The following is a 17,379-nucleotide window of genomic DNA, read 5'->3' as shown; positions in this document are numbered from 1 at the left end:
GACGGTTTTGGAACGGCACAGACTCTGACACCCGCAGCTACACCGCTGTGCCCAAAAATCTGTGGGACAGTTCTTATTATGCGCCGGTTCCCAGTGCAAGGGCTACCAGACAGACAGATATTTATATATACAACCCAACAGATGCAGACCTTGTCCTCAGTTATGAGGACAGACTTGGAAGCGGAACGATCACTATTCCGGCAAATTCCACCCGCAGTTACTCAGAGCTTGTGGGACGAACAGTTCCGACCGCCTCGGCGGTGCATATTGCTGCCGCAGATGGTGCAACAAAATTTTGGGCAGTAGGCGCATATGATACCGAACGCGCGGACTACAATTATGGTTTCAGTTTGATTCCAGCCAGCACGCTCTCGAATGACTATTACGTGGGTTGGGCACCGGGAACAACTGATAACTCTGGCAATGGCTCCCCAATTTTTATAACAGCAACCAAAGACAACACTCTTGTTTTTATTGATTACGGCCCAGCCGATGGTGTTGTTGACGTAACTTACACATTGGATCGTCTGAAAGTGGAAAGACTTTTTGATCCAGATAAAAATAACACCGGCATGCACATCTGGTCTTCCGCGCCTGTTTCACTGGTATGGGGAGAAGATGCTGCTGTGGCAAATACAGATAATCCTTACATTGATGCAGGATATGCTATTCTGCCCTTGAAGCCTGAATGGATTGATCTCGTTGCTGGATTGAGCAAAACAGCGAATCCTAGCACAGTCACAGGCGAGCCGGGGCAAATCAGTTTATTTACAATTACAATGAATGCGGGAATATATGGTTTGGAAGATGTATATATTGAAGATATTCTTCCTGCAAACTGGGCTTACATTCCCGGAACTACCAAAATCACATGGCTGGGCGGCAGCTCCACAGTCGATCCTGCTGGCGGTGCAGGGCCAAATCTTTCGTGGGGCAGCATAGCTGCGCCAATTGCTGATTTGCTGCCGGGTGATGTTCTCACGCTGACCTATCAGGCGAAAACAACAGGTGTTCCACCTGAATACAGCATCAATACAGCAACGGGCATCGGCACATTTGGCGGCGAGGCGTTTGAAGCTTCAGACTCGGCTACAGTTTTTTCAACATCGTTGAACATGACGAAAACGTCAACGCCTGCCAGTGGAAAAACAATCTATCCAGGAGATGTTATCGAATATACCGTAACTATCAACAATACCGGAGCGGCAGCCCAAGACAATATTATTGTTAACGATCTGCTTCCTGCTGGAACCGAGTATGTACCGCAAAGCACAGAAGCAACTTTGCGCGGATTCAATGTGGAGGGAACAGTTGGCGATGCTTTCAATGCAGACAGCAGCTTTGCAGGCAACCAAGACAGCAATGGAGCTGCTATTCCGAGCTGGATCGGTGCGTGGGTAGAAGTAGGGGAAGGTGATGGTGCCGGCACAGGAGATGTGCGTGTGACGGGAAACAGATTGAGAATACGAAATAATATCAACTACAGCGAAGAAGGGGTGTATCGCGATGTCGACCTATCATCTTGCACTGCGGCCACTCTTTCTTTTACGTATCAGGGAGAGCTGCTTAGTGATAAAAATGAGTATGTCCGACTGAGTATTGGGGCATCAGGTGCGCCAATGGATGCGGTAAAAGATTTCTCAGGACCAGCTGATGACACAGGAGTGACACCTTATCAGGTTGATATCACGAAATGGATCAGCTCGAAAACGAGAATCCAGTTGTTAAACTCTTCTTATATGGAGGCCGATGAACGGGTCTTTTTTGATGATGTCTTAATAACATGCTACGGCAGTACTGTTGAGGTAAAAGGAAAAAAAGATAATGTGCTTGGCGGAGCGAATGCGGATTTAACCAGCGGCGTGCTTCCTTCTCTCGTCACAGCCTCTGATAATATTGATCTTCCTATTGGTTCTTCTTTGACTGTCACTTACAAAGTGACAGTCAAAGGTCCGGTTGTCGGCGGTTTAACTTCGGTGGTCAACTCAGCATCAGTCACCAGTGATCAGCAGACGCTGCCGCTTGTTTCTTCCACAACGCATCCTCTTCAGTCTGCTTCGATCGGCGATTTAGTATGGAATGATATTGACGGCGACGGTGTTCAGGATGCAGGAGAGGCTGGGCTGGCAGGTGTGCTGGTGTATATTGATCTTGACGGTGACGGCGTTCATGATCCAGACGAGCCTTCAGCTGTGACAGATTCAAACGGCAACTATCTGATTAGCGGACTGGCTGCTGGAAGCTACACTGTGCGGACAGATCTTTCCACAGTACCTGCTAACTGGCTTCCGACGTATGACCTTGACGGCGGCAAGGACAGCAAAACTAGTGTGACGCTGACTAATGGAGAAAAACGCACTGATGTGGATTTCGGTTACAAACCTTTGACTGTCAGCGGCGCAGTAACGGCGGACACTGATTTCAACGGGACAGGCGACACGCCTCTCAGCGGCATCAGCGTGAGCCTCTATCTTGATGAGGATGGCGACGGCATTCCCGATTCCGAGACACCTGTGAAGACGGTTCTGACTGGCGCGGATGGCAGCTACTTGTTCGACAGCCTGCCTCCAGGGCAGTACGTGGTGGTCGAACAGAACGGAGCAGCGTATCCTAAGGATGTCAGCGACAAAGATGGCTCTGCAAACGGCACGAATCTCAACACAATAAAAGTTGATCTGACACACGGCATCAGCAGCACCGGCAATGATTTTGTTGACCGGGCTGAGCTGGGAAGAATAGGCGACCGGATATGGTTTGATTTTGACGGCGACGGAGTGCAGGACCCCGGCGAGCCAGGCATCGCCAATGTCACTGTCGAGCTGCGGAGCGCATCCTGCACCGCAGGCGTGGATTGCCCTACCGCTGTCACCGACAGCGACGGCAAATATATTTTCTCCGGCCTCGCTCCGAGCGACTACACTGTGGCTGTTGTGACCAGCACGCTGCCTGCGGGACTTGCCGCAACTTATGACAAGGACGGCGACAAGAACAGCCAGACACCGGTAACGCTTGCTGCCGGACAAGTAATTGAGGACATTGATTTCGGCTACAAGTGGTCAGGGACTGGCGGTGTTATCGGCGACCGCATCTGGAATGACGCAAACGGCGACGGCGTGCAGGATCCCGGTGAGCCAGGCATCGGCGGAGTAACTGTTACTCTGAGTGACGGAACGAACACATGGACAACAACCACTGCTCCAGACGGCAGCTACAGCTTCCCTAATCTGCCGCCCGGCAATTACACAGTCACAGCCACTCCACCAACAGGAACGACGCTCACAGGCGACCCAGATCAGCCGGGAAGCACTTGTTCGATCTGCGACAGCAAAACCACCACGCCGATCACCATCACAGCTGCTGGAGAGGTGATCATGACCGCTGACTTTGGTTTTCAATATCCTGAAAACACCACGTCGGATCTTGGCGATCTCATTTGGCTTGATAAAGATTCCGACGGCATTCAGGATGCGGACGAGCTTGGCATCGAAGGCGTAACGGTTGTTCTGAAAGACAACGGAGGCGTAATCATCGCCACTACAGTGACGGATGCCAACGGCAACTACCTCTTCCCTGATCTGCCGCCCGGTACCTACACAGTGACCGTGACAGACACGGCTGGAAAACTGACTGATCTCATCCAGACCTTTGACCCGGACGGCAGCGTCAACAATTCGCACACTGTCACAATTATCGGAGGAACTGATTACCTTGATGCGGATTTCGGCTATGGCGCACCCAAGCCCACGTACGCAGCTGTGAGCGGTTTTGCGGCCTATGTGGATGAGGGCGGCGGCGTTGTTCTGGAGTGGCGGACTGCCGGGGAGATCGGGACGGTGGGCTTTGTTCTGGAGCGGCTGAACAGGGAGGGCGGCGGGTACGAGCCGGTTTCCCCGGACATGCTGCCCGGGGTGCTTGATCCGCCGCGCGGCGGGGTGTACCGTCTTGCCGATCCTGGGGCCTCGCCGGGACAGGAGCAGACCTATCAGGTGGTCGAGATCGACGCGCAGGGGCGGGGCATGGTTTCCGGGCCGCACACGGTGAAAGCCGAGCTGCCGCTGCCGCCGTCCGCGCCCGGCATGACGCGCAGGCTGGAGGGCTTCTCGTCGGCCCGCCAGGCCATGGGCCGGGGCGATGCGCTCCGTTCTGCGGCCCGCAAGGCCGCGCTCCGCAGCGCGGCAGCCGCGCCGAAGAAGCCGCAGGCTGCGGTCAGAACCCTGAAAGTTCCGGTCAGCCGGGACGGGCTGGTCTGGCTGACTGCGGACGGGCTGGCCGCCGCGTCGGGCATGAGACGCAATCAGATCGTGCCGCTGCTCAAGGCGCGGAAGGTGCTGGTGACGCTGGAGGGCAGGCGGATTCCTGTCCTGCCTGCGGTGAACGGCGGCGGACTCTGGTTCTACGGGCAGGGGCCGGTGCGCAAGGATCTGACCGCCAACATCTACCGCCTTGAGCTGGGCAAAACGGGCGCGGCTCTCGCCAGTGCTCCGGCGCGGCCCGCCGGCTTCAGCGGCAAATCCTTCACCGACCTCATCCGGCTGGAGGAGAACCGCCGTCCGCTACATTTCTACAACATCGGCAGGCCGCTGAGCGACCTCTGGGCATGGACCTATCTCTACGCGAGCGGCGGCAAGCCCGGCAGCTTCACGCTGACAGCGGACGCGCCGCACTTGGCTGACGGCCCCGCCGTTCTGACGGCGCATCTGGTCAACACCGGCTTCCGGCGCGGCGGCGGCAGCGCGGCCCCGTACAGCACCGCGCTCTTCCTCAACGGCGTGGAGATCGGCGCGGCGGAAAGCTGGGAGCAGGGCGACTGGCGCGTCCGGGCTGAGATTCCGCACGGCCTGCTCCGCGAGAGCGGCAACGAGGTGAAAATCACCGCCCTGCTCAATCCGGGCATTGTCTACTCGCTGATTCACCTTGAGTCCGTCGAGATCGAACGGCAGCGCGGATGGCAGGCTGACGGCGGCGAGCTGGCGTTCCGCAGCGGAGGCGGCAGCGTGACGGTCGAGGGCTTCAGCGGCAAGACTGTGCTGGCCCTGGACATCACCGATCCTGAGAAGCCGCAGCGGGTGAAAGCGGCGGTCAGGAAAAAGAACGCCGGAGGCCTGCATGCGGTCACTGTGCAGACCAGGCCGGCCCGGCGCTACTTCATCACCGAGAACCTCGGCGCGACCGTGTCCGGCAGTCTGGAGCCCGACATCCCCTCGCAGCTGAGGAGCGTCAGAAACCAGGCCGATTATGTGATCGTCACCTCGGCGGGCCTGCTGGATACCGCCCGGCGGCTGGCCGGGCACCGCGAAGGCCAAGGCCTGAAAACCATGCTTGTGGACATTGAGGATGTCCGCGACGAATTCAGCTGGAGCCAGGCCGCGCCGGAGGCCGTGCGCACATTCCTGACCTACGCCCGCGCCAGATGGACGCAGCCGCCGCGCTATGTGGCCCTGATCGGCGACGGCTCCTTTGACTACCGCAACCATCTCGGCCACGGCGCACCGCAGCTGCCCGCCGAGCTGGTCATGACTCCGGACGGTGTCTTCCCCAGCGATAACGCGCTCGGCGACGTGGCCGGAGAGGACGGCGTGCCGGAATTCGCCGCAGGACGCATTCCAAGTTTTGACAACGAGGAGCTTGCACGTTATATTGACAAAATAATCGCTTACGAGCAGCAGCAGCCCGCCGCCGCTGCGGTGGCTGTCAGCGACAGGCCGGATCCGGCGGCCGGCGATTTCAAAGCCAGTGCCGACAAGGCCGCCGCCCTGATGCCTGAGCATATGGACGTGCTCAGGCTTGATGTCGCCAGCGCGGCGAAATATGCCGAGGCGCGGAATAAAATTCTCGGCGCGATGCAGAGCGGCGCGTCTGTTGTTCATTACGTCGGCCACAGCTCGATGGCCGCTCTCGGCGCGGGCAGCGCCCTGCTCCAGGCTGCGGCGGTCGACGCGCTGAATCCTGCCGGACAGCCCCTGCTGATGGTCAGCATGAGCTGCTCTGCCGGCTTCTTCGGCTATCCGGCCCTGAACAGCTTCGGCGAAACCGCCCTGCTCAAGGCCGACGGCGGCGCGGCGGCCTTCTTCGGTGCCAGCGGCCTCTCGTACAACCATCTCGCCGACATCATGGCCGAAGGCTTCTACAAAGGGCTGGCAGACCCTGCCGGCAACCCCCGAATCGGCGACGCGGTCATCCACGCCAAGCGGCATTACGCAGAGGCCAGAAAAGACAGCGACACCTTCATGCTTGACATCTACAACCTCCTCGGCGATCCGGCTCTCCTCACTCCGGCACGGCCGTGAAAACCTCAAGGCCTCTCCCAGACGCAGCTCTTGGAGAGGCCGGACAAAGGAAGCAAAACAGCGATGAGCATCCAGCCTGCTGATGTGTTCCGGCACGCAGACAACATTGTCACCCGCAAGGTGATGGACGAAACTCTGCTGGTGCCGATCTCTGGCGACTTGGCCTCGATGGACAATCTCTACACCCTAAACGAGACCGGCGCGTTCATCTGGCTGTCGTTGGACGGCAGCCGCAGTGTGGCGGAAATCGCCGCGCTGATGCAGGAGCGGTATGATGCTCCTGCGGCGGCAATCGAAGCTGATGTGCTGGAGACGGTCAGCAGCCTGCTGGAAGCCAAACTGCTCGTTGTCGGGAACGCAGGCTGATATGGAAACTAATGCGGACTGCTGGGGGTCAGAGGAAAGCGACATCGCCCGTTATTTCGCCAAGGCGGCGCAAAGCCGGACTCCGCTCTCCGCGTCCTTCGAGCTGACCCGCCGCTGCAATTTCCGCTGCGTCCATTGTTATTTGGGCGACCAAGAGTCAATTCATCAGCATCGCGGGCGCGAGCTGGACACCAAGGCGGTGTTCCGGCTGCTGGAGGAAATGACAGCGGCGGGCACGCTTTTTCTGACCCTGACTGGCGGCGATCCTATGATCCGGCCAGATTTTCAGGCTGTTTACCGCCGTGCGGTGGAATTGGGGCTGCTGGTGACGGTTTTCTGCAACGGCACGCTGATCACAGACGAGATTGCCTGCACCTTTGCGCAATATCCGCCCCGGATTGTTGAAATCACACTTTACGGCGCGACGCAAAGCACATTTGAAGCGGTGACGCAGCGGCCTGGCTCGTTCGCCGCCTGCATGGCCGGGATTGAACGGCTTCGGCTGGCCAAGGTGCGGCTGCGTCTGAAAACGATGGTTATGTCCTTGAACGCGCATGAATTTCAGGCTATCAGGCGGCTGGCGGTAGACATGGACCTGCAATTCCGGCACGACTGCTCGATTCATGCCGCTGTGCCCAACGACGACAACGGCGGACGCTCCAACACCGGCGGCAGCCTGCTGGACACCCTGCATTTCCGTCTTGCTCCAGAGCAGGCGGCGGCAGCAGACATGAGCGTTGAGCCGCTGGCAGCCAAACTGCGGGAGCTGGCGCAGTCGGCGGAGGAAAGGAAGCCGTCAGGCAAACTGCACCGCTGCGGCGCGGGCAGCTCGTCGTATCATGTCAGCCCATACGGTCAGATGCAGCCCTGCCTGATCGTGCCGACGTGCAGCGCGGATATCTGCGCAGAAGGCATTCAGGCTGGCTGGAGCGGGCCGCTGCAAGAATTTGCCGATCATCCCGCAAGCGCGTCATTCCTTTGCGGCAGATGCGAAAACAAAAAGACGTGCACAGCCTGTCCGGCAGTGCTTGCCTTAAATACAGGCAGCCCAGAGCAGGTTGATGCTTTTTATTGTCAGTACGCGGAGCAGCGAAGACAGCAAAATGCGCGATGTGATTTGAGGATTGAGCGATGAAAGAGACAAATCGGCTTGACAGAACAGGCAAGGAAAAGGACGGCAAGAAACTTCCGTATGAAAAACCGAAAGTCGAGAGTTTGAAACTGTTTGCCGATCAAGTATTGTCTGTCTGCGGAAAGTTAATAGTTCCTGACACATGCGATCCTCCATCTGCGACATCATAAGATGAAGTTGTTTCATGAATGTCGCCACCAACTGACAACTGCCGTTGACTTTACAACAGTGTTTGCTCGACAGGAGACGAGTTTGGCTAGGCAACAGACGATTGCTGCTAAGCTGAAGAGGAATGTTGTTTGGCAAGAACTTTTTGTTGCCGAGCTGCAAGCGTCTACAGCTCAACAACAACCATCCGTTGCTTGACAACAAGGAGTTGCGGCTTAGCAGAAACCGTCTGTTGTTTGACAGCAGCTCTTTGTTGCTTGGCAGCAAAGAAATGAAAGCGACTTTCACACCTTGAAAATCTCCCGCAACCCGCCTGTCAGCAGGCACTGCTCCTCTGCCAAGAGATTTCGCTCGTTGCCGCGCAGTTTTTGACAAGCTCCTGCCAGCCATTTCATCCAATCAAGCCGCTTTTCATCATGTTCGATCAAGTTATCGGAGGATTGCTTGTTGATGTTTGCAGTGATATCCAGCTGCCATCAATGAGAAAATATTCCGCTTATTTTGGCTGCCAGTCGACGGCTGACATCCGCATCAAAATAAGAGCTGCTTTCAATGAATGCTTTGACGATTCACGGGAAATAATTTTTGCAACGAAACATTTCAAGGTTTTCATCGCCGCAGACGGCTTTGAAATTCTTCGTCTTCGTGGTGATCAGCAGCAGATGCCGTGGGCAAGCATTCATGCAGACCGGCAGTTTTCCGTGTTCAGCTTCTCTTGTCACGATCCAGAGCTTGGCAGCAGAACAGAATTTAATCTTTACAGGACTGTTGCCGACGCGTTCCTCCTCCAGCACACCTTCATCAATCATCAAGGCCTGATTATTCACGCCGCTGCCGGTTCTGTTCAAGGGAAAGGCATGGTTTTCTCAGGCCCTTCCGGCGCGGGCAAGTCCACGCTCAGTCTGCTGCTGGAGCAATCGCCCAGCAACCGCCTGTTCAGTGATGAGCGGGTGATTGTCCGTTCTCTGAACGACGGCTGGCGTGTCTGGGGCAGTCCTTGGCATGGCACCGGGAACATCGCCCGCAATGAAAACGCCCCGCTCTCGGCCATCGTCTTTCTCCGTCAGGCCGCAACATCAGCAGTCACCGAGCTGAATCCGTCCGCAGGGCTGCGCCGCCTGCTGCAAGTGGTTTCCATTCCGTGGTACAGCAAAGAATGGACGAGCAAAGGCCTTGCTGTTTGTGAATCGCTGATTCAGGCAGTGCCCATGTTTGAACTCGCCTTTCGGCCCGACCAAACCGCAACAGAAGCGGTGGAGCGGCTGGCAGCCTCGCTGCCCTGACACTGCGCCGCCGTGCGCGATACTGCTTCTGTCATCAGCATCCATGAACCCGGTGCGCTTGCTCTAGTCCGCTCGCTGCTGCGGCAGGGCGTTTCAGTGCGCATCCGGGTTTCCGGCGATTCCATGCAGCCGCTGCTCAAAGGCGGCGAGCTTGTTGAAATTGCGCCGCTGACCGGAACGCTGCCTCAGCTCGGCGAAATCATATTTCTTTTCGATCAGCAGGGCAGCCCGCTAATCCATCGCCTGATCTGGCGGCGCAGCCAGAACGGTGCGCCGCACCTGCTGACCAAGGGCGATGCCTGCGTCTGCTTTGACGGCTTCATTCCTGCCGAGCAGGCGGCAGGCCGCGTGTTGCGGATCCTCTCTGACAACGGCGAAATCGCTGATCTCCGAAGGCCGCAGGAACGGCTCCGCGCTGCTTTGATCGTCTGCCGCGCTTTGTTTGGCCACGCTCTGCGCAAAATTGCTGCCCGGCTTTGACAGCAGCTTCTCCGCTTTCTTTCTGCATCATTTCTCTCTTGACAGCAGAAACGCAACTGCTCTAAAGTGCGTTGTCTCAAACGGCTTTTCCTCAGCTCATTTTCCTGCCGCAACCGGAGGGGGAAATCATGCGCTTCTGCGGTTCACAAAATGATGTGGCAGTAGCCGCATTCATCAGCCGACAAATTCTCTTCTGGCGCATACTCCTTGCCGCTGCAATCATGCTGCTGCCGACAGCGGCGCAAAGCGAGCCTGTCCCCATTGATGGCACGGCATACACGCAAGATTTCAATACGCTGGTCTCATCCGGGGAAGCAGAGGTTGAATCTTTGCCGCTTGGATGGACTTTTGTGGAAAGCGAAGAACGAGCCAATACAGTCTATACGGCTGGCAGAGGAAATCGCAATACAGGAGACACATACAGCTTTGGCAATGAAGGCAGCAGCGACCGTTCCTTAGGAGTGCTGCAATCACATACGTTGTTCTCTGTTTTCGGCGCAACTTTTCAAAATAATACAGGAGAGGTAATTAATGAAATTACTGTGCAGTACACAGGCGAGCAATGGCGATTAGGATGTTCCAAAGAGAAATGTCCCGACAGGGGGCCAGATAAGATTTCATTTCAATACAGCGAAGATGCCCTGTCGTTGCTTGATGGAACTTGGATACCTGTTCATCAGCTTGATTTTATTTCTCCTGTCGTTGCAAGCGCAGCAGCTTCCTTGGACGGCAATGATCCAGCAAATCGAACTGTCATCATTCATACAATCACAGGGCTGTCTGTTGCTCCAGGGGCGATTTTTTGGATACGCTGGTGGAGTGAGGATGTGTACGATGCCGATGACGGCTTGGCTGTTGATGATTTTTCTCTGTCTGATCCCAAGCCCACATACGCAGCTGTGAGCGGTTTTGCGGCCTATGTGGATGAGGGCGGCGGCGTTGTTCTGGAGTGGCGGACTGCCGGGGAGATCGGGACGGTGGGCTTTGTTCTGGAGCGGCTGAACAGGGAGGGCGGCGGGTACGAGCCGGTTTCCCCGGACATGCTGCCCGGGGTGCTTGATCCGCCGCGCGGCGGGGTGTACCGTCTTGCCGATCCTGGGGCCTCGCCGGGACAGGAGCAGACCTATCAGGTGGTCGAGATCGACGCGCAGGGGCGGGGCATGGTTTCCGGGCCGCACACGGTGAAAGCCGAGCTGCCGCTGCCGCCGTCCGCGCCCGGCATGACGCGCAGGCTGGAGGGCTTCTCGTCGGCCCGCCAGGCCATGGGCCGGGGCGATGCGCTCCGTTCTGCGGCCCGCAAGGCCGCGCTCCGCAGCGCGGCAGCCGCGCCGAAGAAGCCGCAGGCTGCGGTCAGAACCCTGAAAGTTCCGGTCAGCCGGGACGGGCTGGTCTGGCTGACTGCGGACGGGCTGGCCGCCGCGTCGGGCATGAGACGCAATCAGATCGTGCCGCTGCTCAAGGCGCGGAAGGTGCTGGTGACGCTGGAGGGCAGGCGGATTCCTGTCCTGCCTGCGGTGAACGGCGGCGGACTCTGGTTCTACGGGCAGGGGCCGGTGCGCAAGGATCTGACCGCCAACATCTACCGCCTTGAGCTGGGCAAAACGGGCGCGGCTCTCGCCAGTGCTCCGGCGCGGCCCGCCGGCTTCAGCGGCAAATCCTTCACCGACCTCATCCGGCTGGAGGAGAACCGCCGTCCGCTACATTTCTACAACATCGGCAGGCCGCTGAGCGACCTCTGGGCATGGACCTATCTCTACGCGAGCGGCGGCAAGCCCGGCAGCTTCACGCTGACAGCGGACGCGCCGCACTTGGCTGACGGCCCCGCCGTTCTGACGGCGCATCTGGTCAACACCGGCTTCCGGCGCGGCGGCGGCAGCGCGGCCCCGTACAGCACCGCGCTCTTCCTCAACGGCGTGGAGATCGGCGCGGCGGAAAGCTGGGAGCAGGGCGACTGGCGCGTCCGGGCTGAGATTCCGCACGGCCTGCTCCGCGAGAGCGGCAACGAGGTGAAAATCACCGCCCTGCTCAATCCGGGCATTGTCTACTCGCTGATTCACCTTGAGTCCGTCGAGATCGAACGGCAGCGCGGATGGCAGGCTGACGGCGGCGAGCTGGCGTTCCGCAGCGGAGGCGGCAGCGTGACGGTCGAGGGCTTCAGCGGCAAGACTGTGCTGGCCCTGGACATCACCGATCCTGAGAAGCCGCAGCGGGTGAAAGCGGCGGTCAGGAAAAAGAACGCCGGAGGCCTGCATGCGGTCACTGTGCAGACCAGGCCGGCCCGGCGCTACTTCATCACCGAGAACCTCGGCGCGACCGTGTCCGGCAGTCTGGAGCCCGACATCCCCTCGCAGCTGAGGAGCGTCAGAAACCAGGCCGATTATGTGATCGTCACCTCGGCGGGCCTGCTGGATACCGCCCGGCGGCTGGCCGGGCACCGCGAAGGCCAAGGCCTGAAAACCATGCTTGTGGACATTGAGGATGTCCGCGACGAATTCAGCTGGAGCCAGGCCGCGCCGGAGGCCGTGCGCACATTCCTGACCTACGCCCGCGCCAGATGGACGCAGCCGCCGCGCTATGTGGCCCTGATCGGCGACGGCTCCTTTGACTACCGCAACCATCTCGGCCACGGCGCACCGCAGCTGCCCGCCGAGCTGGTCATGACTCCGGACGGTGTCTTCCCCAGCGATAACGCGCTCGGCGACGTGGCCGGAGAGGACGGCGTGCCGGAATTCGCCGCAGGACGCATTCCAAGTTTTGACAACGAGGAGCTTGCACGTTATATTGACAAAATAATCGCTTACGAGCAGCAGCAGCCCGCCGCCGCTGCGGTGGCTGTCAGCGACAGGCCGGATCCGGCGGCCGGCGATTTCAAAGCCAGTGCCGACAAGGCCGCCGCCCTGATGCCTGAGCATATGGACGTGCTCAGGCTTGATGTCGCCAGCGCGGCGAAATATGCCGAGGCGCGGAATAAAATTCTCGGCGCGATGCAGAGCGGCGCGTCTGTTGTTCATTACGTCGGCCACAGCTCGATGGCCGCTCTCGGCGCGGGCAGCGCCCTGCTCCAGGCTGCGGCGGTCGACGCGCTGAATCCTGCCGGACAGCCCCTGCTGATGGTCAGCATGAGCTGCTCTGCCGGCTTCTTCGGCTATCCGGCCCTGAACAGCTTCGGCGAAACCGCCCTGCTCAAGGCCGACGGCGGCGCGGCGGCCTTCTTCGGTGCCAGCGGCCTCTCGTACAACCATCTCGCCGACATCATGGCCGAAGGCTTCTACAAAGGGCTGGCAGACCCTGCCGGCAACCCCCGAATCGGCGACGCGGTCATCCACGCCAAGCGGCATTACGCAGAGGCCAGAAAAGACAGCGACACCTTCATGCTTGACATCTACAACCTCCTCGGCGATCCGGCCCTCAAGGCCTCCTCTTCACAGAGCAGGACAGCTTTCCGCCCGAATTGAACACGTTTTTGTCACATTAATTGCCTGTTGACACACGCCCTGCGCAACGCTGCGGCATAGCTCTGAAAGTAACGCGTAATAGTCGGCGGAACGTACCTATATGGCACGACGCTGTCCTTTGACAGCGTGAGTTCTTTCTTGTACAATAGTGTTAAGAAGACTGTTGTTGGCATAGCCTCTCCTCTCTAAAAAAAACCGCAACATATAGAAATAAATAAAAAATGGCAGACATGAATGCGAACGGCTCTGGTCAGTCGGCAATGGTGAAAGAAATAGGAGACAAAAAAATACCTTACGAAAAACCAACAATTAGCTATGTCAAACTCTTTGCGGATCAAGTGCTGTTAACTTGTCGCGCAGTTGAGTTTGGATGTCCGATTTCACCCAGATCATAATTTTCTGACATAGATTGATGATATGAAAACTCAAAAAAAATATGGCAGGGCATGGTTGTTTGCCATTGTTTTTTCTTTAGCGGCATTCTGGCGAGCTGAATTGCAAGCTGGCTCCATAACAGGATGGGTTTTTGATGACTCTGATCCAGCTGCTCCTGTTGCTGATTTGTGGGTTGATATCTATGATATCAACGGAAAATGGCTTTTTGGAAAAAAAACAGACGTTTTCGGTATGTATGTGTTGCCAAATCTTACGTCTGGATTATATAAAATAAATTATTACACCAGCGGGACTCAATACATAACTGAATGGTATAATAATAAATTTTATTTTTCAGATGCACTGGAAGTGAACGTCGCGGGAGATGTCACTCTTGATAATGTCCAACTTGTGACAAGTTCAGTTGTAATATCTGGCTATGTAAAAAATAGCAGCAATGAGGGAGTATCAGGGGTGTACGTGCAGGTGTATGCGGAGAACGGTGACTGGGTGACAACCAGCGAAACAGATAGCAATGGGTGGTATAGCATCATAGGGTTGAGAACAGGTGAATATACGTTACGTTTTTTAGCTTCTGAAACTGATTATATAACCGAATGGCATAACAATAAAAACAACGAACTATTAGCAGATAAAATTACGATCACAACCTTGAATGACACCGTATCTATTGATACGGTGCTTGATCGAGGTGGCAGCATCTCTGGAAAGATCACAGACAGCCTGACAGGCAATCCGATTCAAAACGCTTGGATTGATGTGTACGACAAAAATCTTGATACAAACGGCCAGCCTATCTGGCGGGGATATGCAAAAAGTGCGGCTGACGGCTCCTACCTCGTCAAAGGTCTGCCTTCCGGCGAGCATAAAATAGAAGTGTTTAAGGCATACAAAGCCAAGCCGAAGGAATGGTACGAAAACAGGGGCAGTTTCAGTTTCGCGACACCGGTTTCTGTGACTACAGGAGGGGAGACCAGTGGAATCAATCTCGCGCTCGGAGGATCTGAGACAGATGCCAACCTGAGCCAAGTCTATAACTTAATTTTATTAAGGAAGAGTTGCGTGGATGCCAACCGGACACCTGTTCATTGCAACTGCGTTGTTAATGGTGTGCAGGCATATTGCGTTCGATAGATTATCAACGGTTGCAGTTTAACTCCATGCTGACAGGAACTTTCCTGTCAGCATCTTTTTTTTCCATAACACCGCACCATGACTGAATTTGACATCGCCGTGATCGGAGCGGGCCATGCAGGTTGCGAGGCTGCCTTGGCCGCAGCCCGCATGGGCTGCAACACCTTGGTCTGCATCATCAATGCCGACACCATCGGGGCCATGTCCTGCAACCCCGCCATCGGCGGGTTGGCCAAGGGCCATCTGGTCCGCGAGATTGACGCGCTGGGCGGCGAGATGGCGAAAAACATTGACGCGACCGGCATCCAGTTCCGCCGCCTCAACACCAGCAAGGGACCGGCGGTGCGCTCCTCGCGGGCACAGGCCGACCGTCGCCTGTATCAGCAGCGGATGAAGACTGTGCTGGAGCAGCAGCCAAATTTGGTCATCCGCCAAGCGGTGATTGACGAAATCCTCACCGAAGACAACCGCGTCACCGGCATCCGCACGTCTCTGGATGAAATCATCCCGGTGCGGGCAGTGGTGGTGGCCACCGGAACTTTTCTCAATGGCCTGATTCACATCGGCCTGAAGAACTTTCCCGCAGGCCGGATGGGCGATGCGCCCTCAACTAAGCTGGCGCAGTGGTACCGCCACATCGGCTTCAATGTGGGCCGGATGAAGACGGGCACAGTGCCGCGCTTGGACAGCAAAACTATTGACTATTCCAGTTTGGAGCCGCAGCACAGCGACGACCCGCCCGCGCTGTTCTCCTTCGCCAACCGACGGCGCAAAACCCCTGAGCTGCCCCAGCTGCCCTGCCACATCACCTACACTAACGAGCGGACGCATGAAATCATCCGCAGCTTCATAGGTCAGTCGCCGCTCTATGCAGGCATAATTGAAGGGGTGGGCGCACGCTACTGCCCTTCGATTGAAGATAAGGTTATGCGCTTTCCCGAAAAGGGGCGGCACCAGATTTTCCTTGAGCCGGAAGGCGTGGAAACGGCGGAAGTTTATCCCAACGGCATCCCCACCAGTCTGCCTATCGAGGCTCAAATTGCTTTGGTGCATTCCATCCCCGGTTTGGAGCAGGCGCGGATCATCCGGCCAGGTTATGCGATTGAATACGATTACGTGGATCCGTTGGAGCTGAAGCCTTCGCTGGAAACTAAGCGCATTCACGGCCTCTTTCACGCCGGGCAAATCAACGGCACCTCTGGCTATGAGGAGGCAGCGGCGCAGGGGCTGATGGCGGGCATCAACGCGGTCCATTTTGTGCGCGGCATTGAGCCGCTGATTCTTGACCGCTCGCAGGCATATATTGGGGTGTTGATTGATGACCTTGTGACGTTGGGCACTAAGGAGCCGTACCGTCTCTTCACTTCGCGGGCCGAATACCGTCTGCTGCTGCGCGAGGACAACGCCGACCTGCGCCTGCGCGAGATCGGCTTTCAGATTGGTTTGGCGGATGAGCAGGAAAAGACGGAGTTTCTTGCCCGCAAGAAGGCAATTGCCGAAGGACTGTCCGCGCTGGAGGAAATCCGCCTCAAGCCCTCAGCAACGGTGAATGCCTGTCTGATCGAATTGAACAGCGCACCGCTGACGCAGGCCATGACCTTGGCTGAACTGCTCCGCCGACCCGAGTTAGGCATGGTTGAGCTGCACCGCCTGCTGCACGCCAGCGGCGCGGAATTGCCCTTCGCGGCAGATGACGACCCCGGCACGACAGAGGAAATCGAGCTGCATATCAAATATTCCGGCTACATCAAACGCCAGCAGGAGCAGGTTGACCGCTTCCGCAAGCTGGAGCGCACACGTCTGCCGGAGGACATGAAGTACAAGGGGCTGCCTGGCCTGTCCAATGAGGTGGTGGAAAAACTGAACCGGATCAGGCCGCTGTCGCTGGGGCAGGCTTCACGCATCTCCGGTGTGACCCCAGCCGCAGTATCCGTGCTGCAAGTGCATCTGAAGAAGCAGGGACTGCTTTAATCCGCAGCGGCGGGCAGTTATCCCTTGCATCCCGACCGCCTCCCGGCGTATAAAAACAGGGAGCAGCCTGCTTGGGGCAGGCTTTTTTTCATACTGGAACGAGGAGGAGTGACATGTTGAAAAAAAACTACACAGCTACAGGAAAGAAATGCCGGGTCACGTTCCATCATCCCGGCGGCGAGCAGATTGAATCCGTCGCTTTGGCCGGAGAGTTCAACGGCTGGTCGGTGGCGGCAACACCGATGAAGAAGCTGCGCACCGGCGAATTTTCGGTGACGCTGACCCTTGACTCAGGCCGGGACTATGCCTTTCGCTACGTTCTCAACGGTGAATGCTGGCTCAACGATCCGGCGGCGGACAAATACTTGCGTAACGAATTCGGCGAGGACAACTCGGTGGTGACTATTTGATGAAACCTCTTGCAGAAGTCAGCAAACAGGTTGCGGCGGAGAGCGTATCGGTTTCTTCTGTTGCGGTGTTTTTCGCATGACCGCCGCCGCTTCTTTCTTGCTCGGCTGCAAAGCAGTTCGGCTTGGCAAGAAAAGGATCCTGCCGACTTGGCAAGGAATTGCACTCGGCAGAAGAGAAGTTTGGCTGGGCAGCAGAGGAGTTTTAGTGAGCCGCAAAGAAGTTTGACCGACTAAAAAAGGAGGGTGGTGGTCAAATGGCAAGTGATGCTCTCAAGTTGAGATTGTAGCGGACAATGA

Annotated in this window: 11 protein-coding genes and 1 pseudogene; 10 read left to right on the top strand and 2 right to left on the bottom strand. The window is 57.1% G+C overall.

The window, feature by feature from the left end:
* Positions 1-991: 991 nt before the first annotated feature.
* Positions 992-1,117 (bottom strand): hypothetical protein, encoded by a 126-nt coding sequence (locus ACNKID_RS04585; protein ID WP_417912254.1) that lies wholly within the window; start codon positions 1,115-1,117, stop codon positions 992-994.
* Here ACNKID_RS04585 and ACNKID_RS04580 point away from each other — a divergent pair.
* The 4 genes and pseudogenes from ACNKID_RS04580 to ACNKID_RS04565 form a co-directional block, all read left to right on the top strand.
* A pseudogene (locus ACNKID_RS04580) lies at positions 1,116-1,262 on the top strand (hypothetical protein); the annotation flags it as partial. The gene ACNKID_RS04585 and the pseudogene ACNKID_RS04580 overlap by 2 nt on opposite strands.
* A 600-nt stretch (positions 1,263-1,862) precedes the next feature.
* On the top strand, positions 1,863-6,287 hold the full coding sequence (locus ACNKID_RS04575; protein WP_417912255.1) for an SdrD B-like domain-containing protein: 4,425 nt from the start codon (positions 1,863-1,865) through the stop codon (positions 6,285-6,287).
* Positions 6,288-6,350: 63 nt separating this feature from the next.
* Positions 6,351-6,653 carry a PqqD family protein gene (locus tag ACNKID_RS04570; protein WP_417912253.1) on the top strand — a complete coding sequence of 101 codons (303 nt, stop codon included), beginning with the start codon at positions 6,351-6,353 and terminating at the stop codon, positions 6,651-6,653.
* A gap of 1 nt (position 6,654) precedes the next feature.
* Positions 6,655-7,788, top strand: a complete 1,134-nt coding sequence (locus tag ACNKID_RS04565) for a radical SAM protein (protein WP_417912252.1) — start codon at positions 6,655-6,657, stop codon at positions 7,786-7,788.
* Between the two features lie 734 nt (positions 7,789-8,522).
* On the opposite strand, the gene ACNKID_RS04560 is transcribed toward ACNKID_RS04565, so the two are convergent.
* Entirely contained in the window at positions 8,523-8,801 is a 279-nt protein-coding gene (locus tag ACNKID_RS04560) for a hypothetical protein (RefSeq protein WP_417912251.1), read from the bottom strand.
* A 9-nt stretch (positions 8,802-8,810) separates the two neighbouring features.
* On the opposite strand from ACNKID_RS04560, the gene ACNKID_RS04555 reads away from it, so the two are divergent.
* The 6 genes from ACNKID_RS04555 (at position 8,811) to ACNKID_RS04530 (ending at position 17,082) form a co-directional block, all read left to right on the top strand.
* A complete protein-coding gene (locus tag ACNKID_RS04555; RefSeq protein WP_417912250.1) occupies positions 8,811-9,236 on the top strand; it encodes a hypothetical protein in 426 nt (141 codons plus the stop codon).
* 12 nt (positions 9,237-9,248) lie between these two features.
* A complete protein-coding gene (locus ACNKID_RS04550; RefSeq protein WP_417912249.1) occupies positions 9,249-9,716 on the top strand; it encodes a S24/S26 family peptidase in 468 nt (155 codons plus the stop codon).
* A 722-nt stretch (positions 9,717-10,438) separates the two neighbouring features.
* A complete protein-coding gene (locus ACNKID_RS04545) occupies positions 10,439-13,171 on the top strand; it encodes a C25 family cysteine peptidase (protein WP_417912248.1) in 2,733 nt (910 codons plus the stop codon).
* Between the two features lie 417 nt (positions 13,172-13,588).
* A complete protein-coding gene (locus ACNKID_RS04540; protein WP_417912247.1) occupies positions 13,589-14,701 on the top strand; it encodes an MSCRAMM family protein in 1,113 nt (370 codons plus the stop codon).
* A 78-nt stretch (positions 14,702-14,779) separates the two neighbouring features.
* Entirely contained in the window at positions 14,780-16,672 is a 1,893-nt protein-coding gene (mnmG, locus tag ACNKID_RS04535) for a tRNA uridine-5-carboxymethylaminomethyl(34) synthesis enzyme MnmG (RefSeq protein ID WP_417912246.1), read from the top strand.
* Between the two features lie 113 nt (positions 16,673-16,785).
* A complete protein-coding gene (locus ACNKID_RS04530) occupies positions 16,786-17,082 on the top strand; it encodes an isoamylase early set domain-containing protein (RefSeq protein WP_417912245.1) in 297 nt (98 codons plus the stop codon).
* Positions 17,083-17,379: the final 297 nt, after the last annotated feature.

It is taken from the genome of Candidatus Electronema sp. TJ, from assembly GCF_048287355.1.
GTDB lineage: Bacteria > Desulfobacterota > Desulfobulbia > Desulfobulbales > Desulfobulbaceae > Electronema.
This window is presented reverse-complemented; position numbering and strand designations above follow the sequence as displayed.

What these genes read in the sequence shown, in the direction of transcription:
- ACNKID_RS04570 (WP_417912253.1), top strand. Translation starts at nt 6,351, where the DNA reads ATGAGCATCCAGCCTGCTGATGTGTTCCGGCACGCAGACAACATTGTC.
- mnmG (WP_417912246.1), top strand. Translation starts at nt 14,780, where the DNA reads ATGACTGAATTTGACATCGCCGTGATCGGAGCGGGCCATGCAGGTTGC.
- ACNKID_RS04585 (WP_417912254.1), bottom strand. Translation starts at nt 1,117, where the DNA reads ATGTTCAACGATGTTGAAAAAACTGTAGCCGAGTCTGAAGCTTCAAAC.
- ACNKID_RS04565 (WP_417912252.1), top strand. Translation starts at nt 6,655, where the DNA reads ATGGAAACTAATGCGGACTGCTGGGGGTCAGAGGAAAGCGACATCGCC.
- ACNKID_RS04555 (WP_417912250.1), top strand. Translation starts at nt 8,811, where the DNA reads ATGGTTTTCTCAGGCCCTTCCGGCGCGGGCAAGTCCACGCTCAGTCTG.
- ACNKID_RS04540 (WP_417912247.1), top strand. Translation starts at nt 13,589, where the DNA reads ATGAAAACTCAAAAAAAATATGGCAGGGCATGGTTGTTTGCCATTGTT.
- ACNKID_RS04530 (WP_417912245.1), top strand. Translation starts at nt 16,786, where the DNA reads ATGTTGAAAAAAAACTACACAGCTACAGGAAAGAAATGCCGGGTCACG.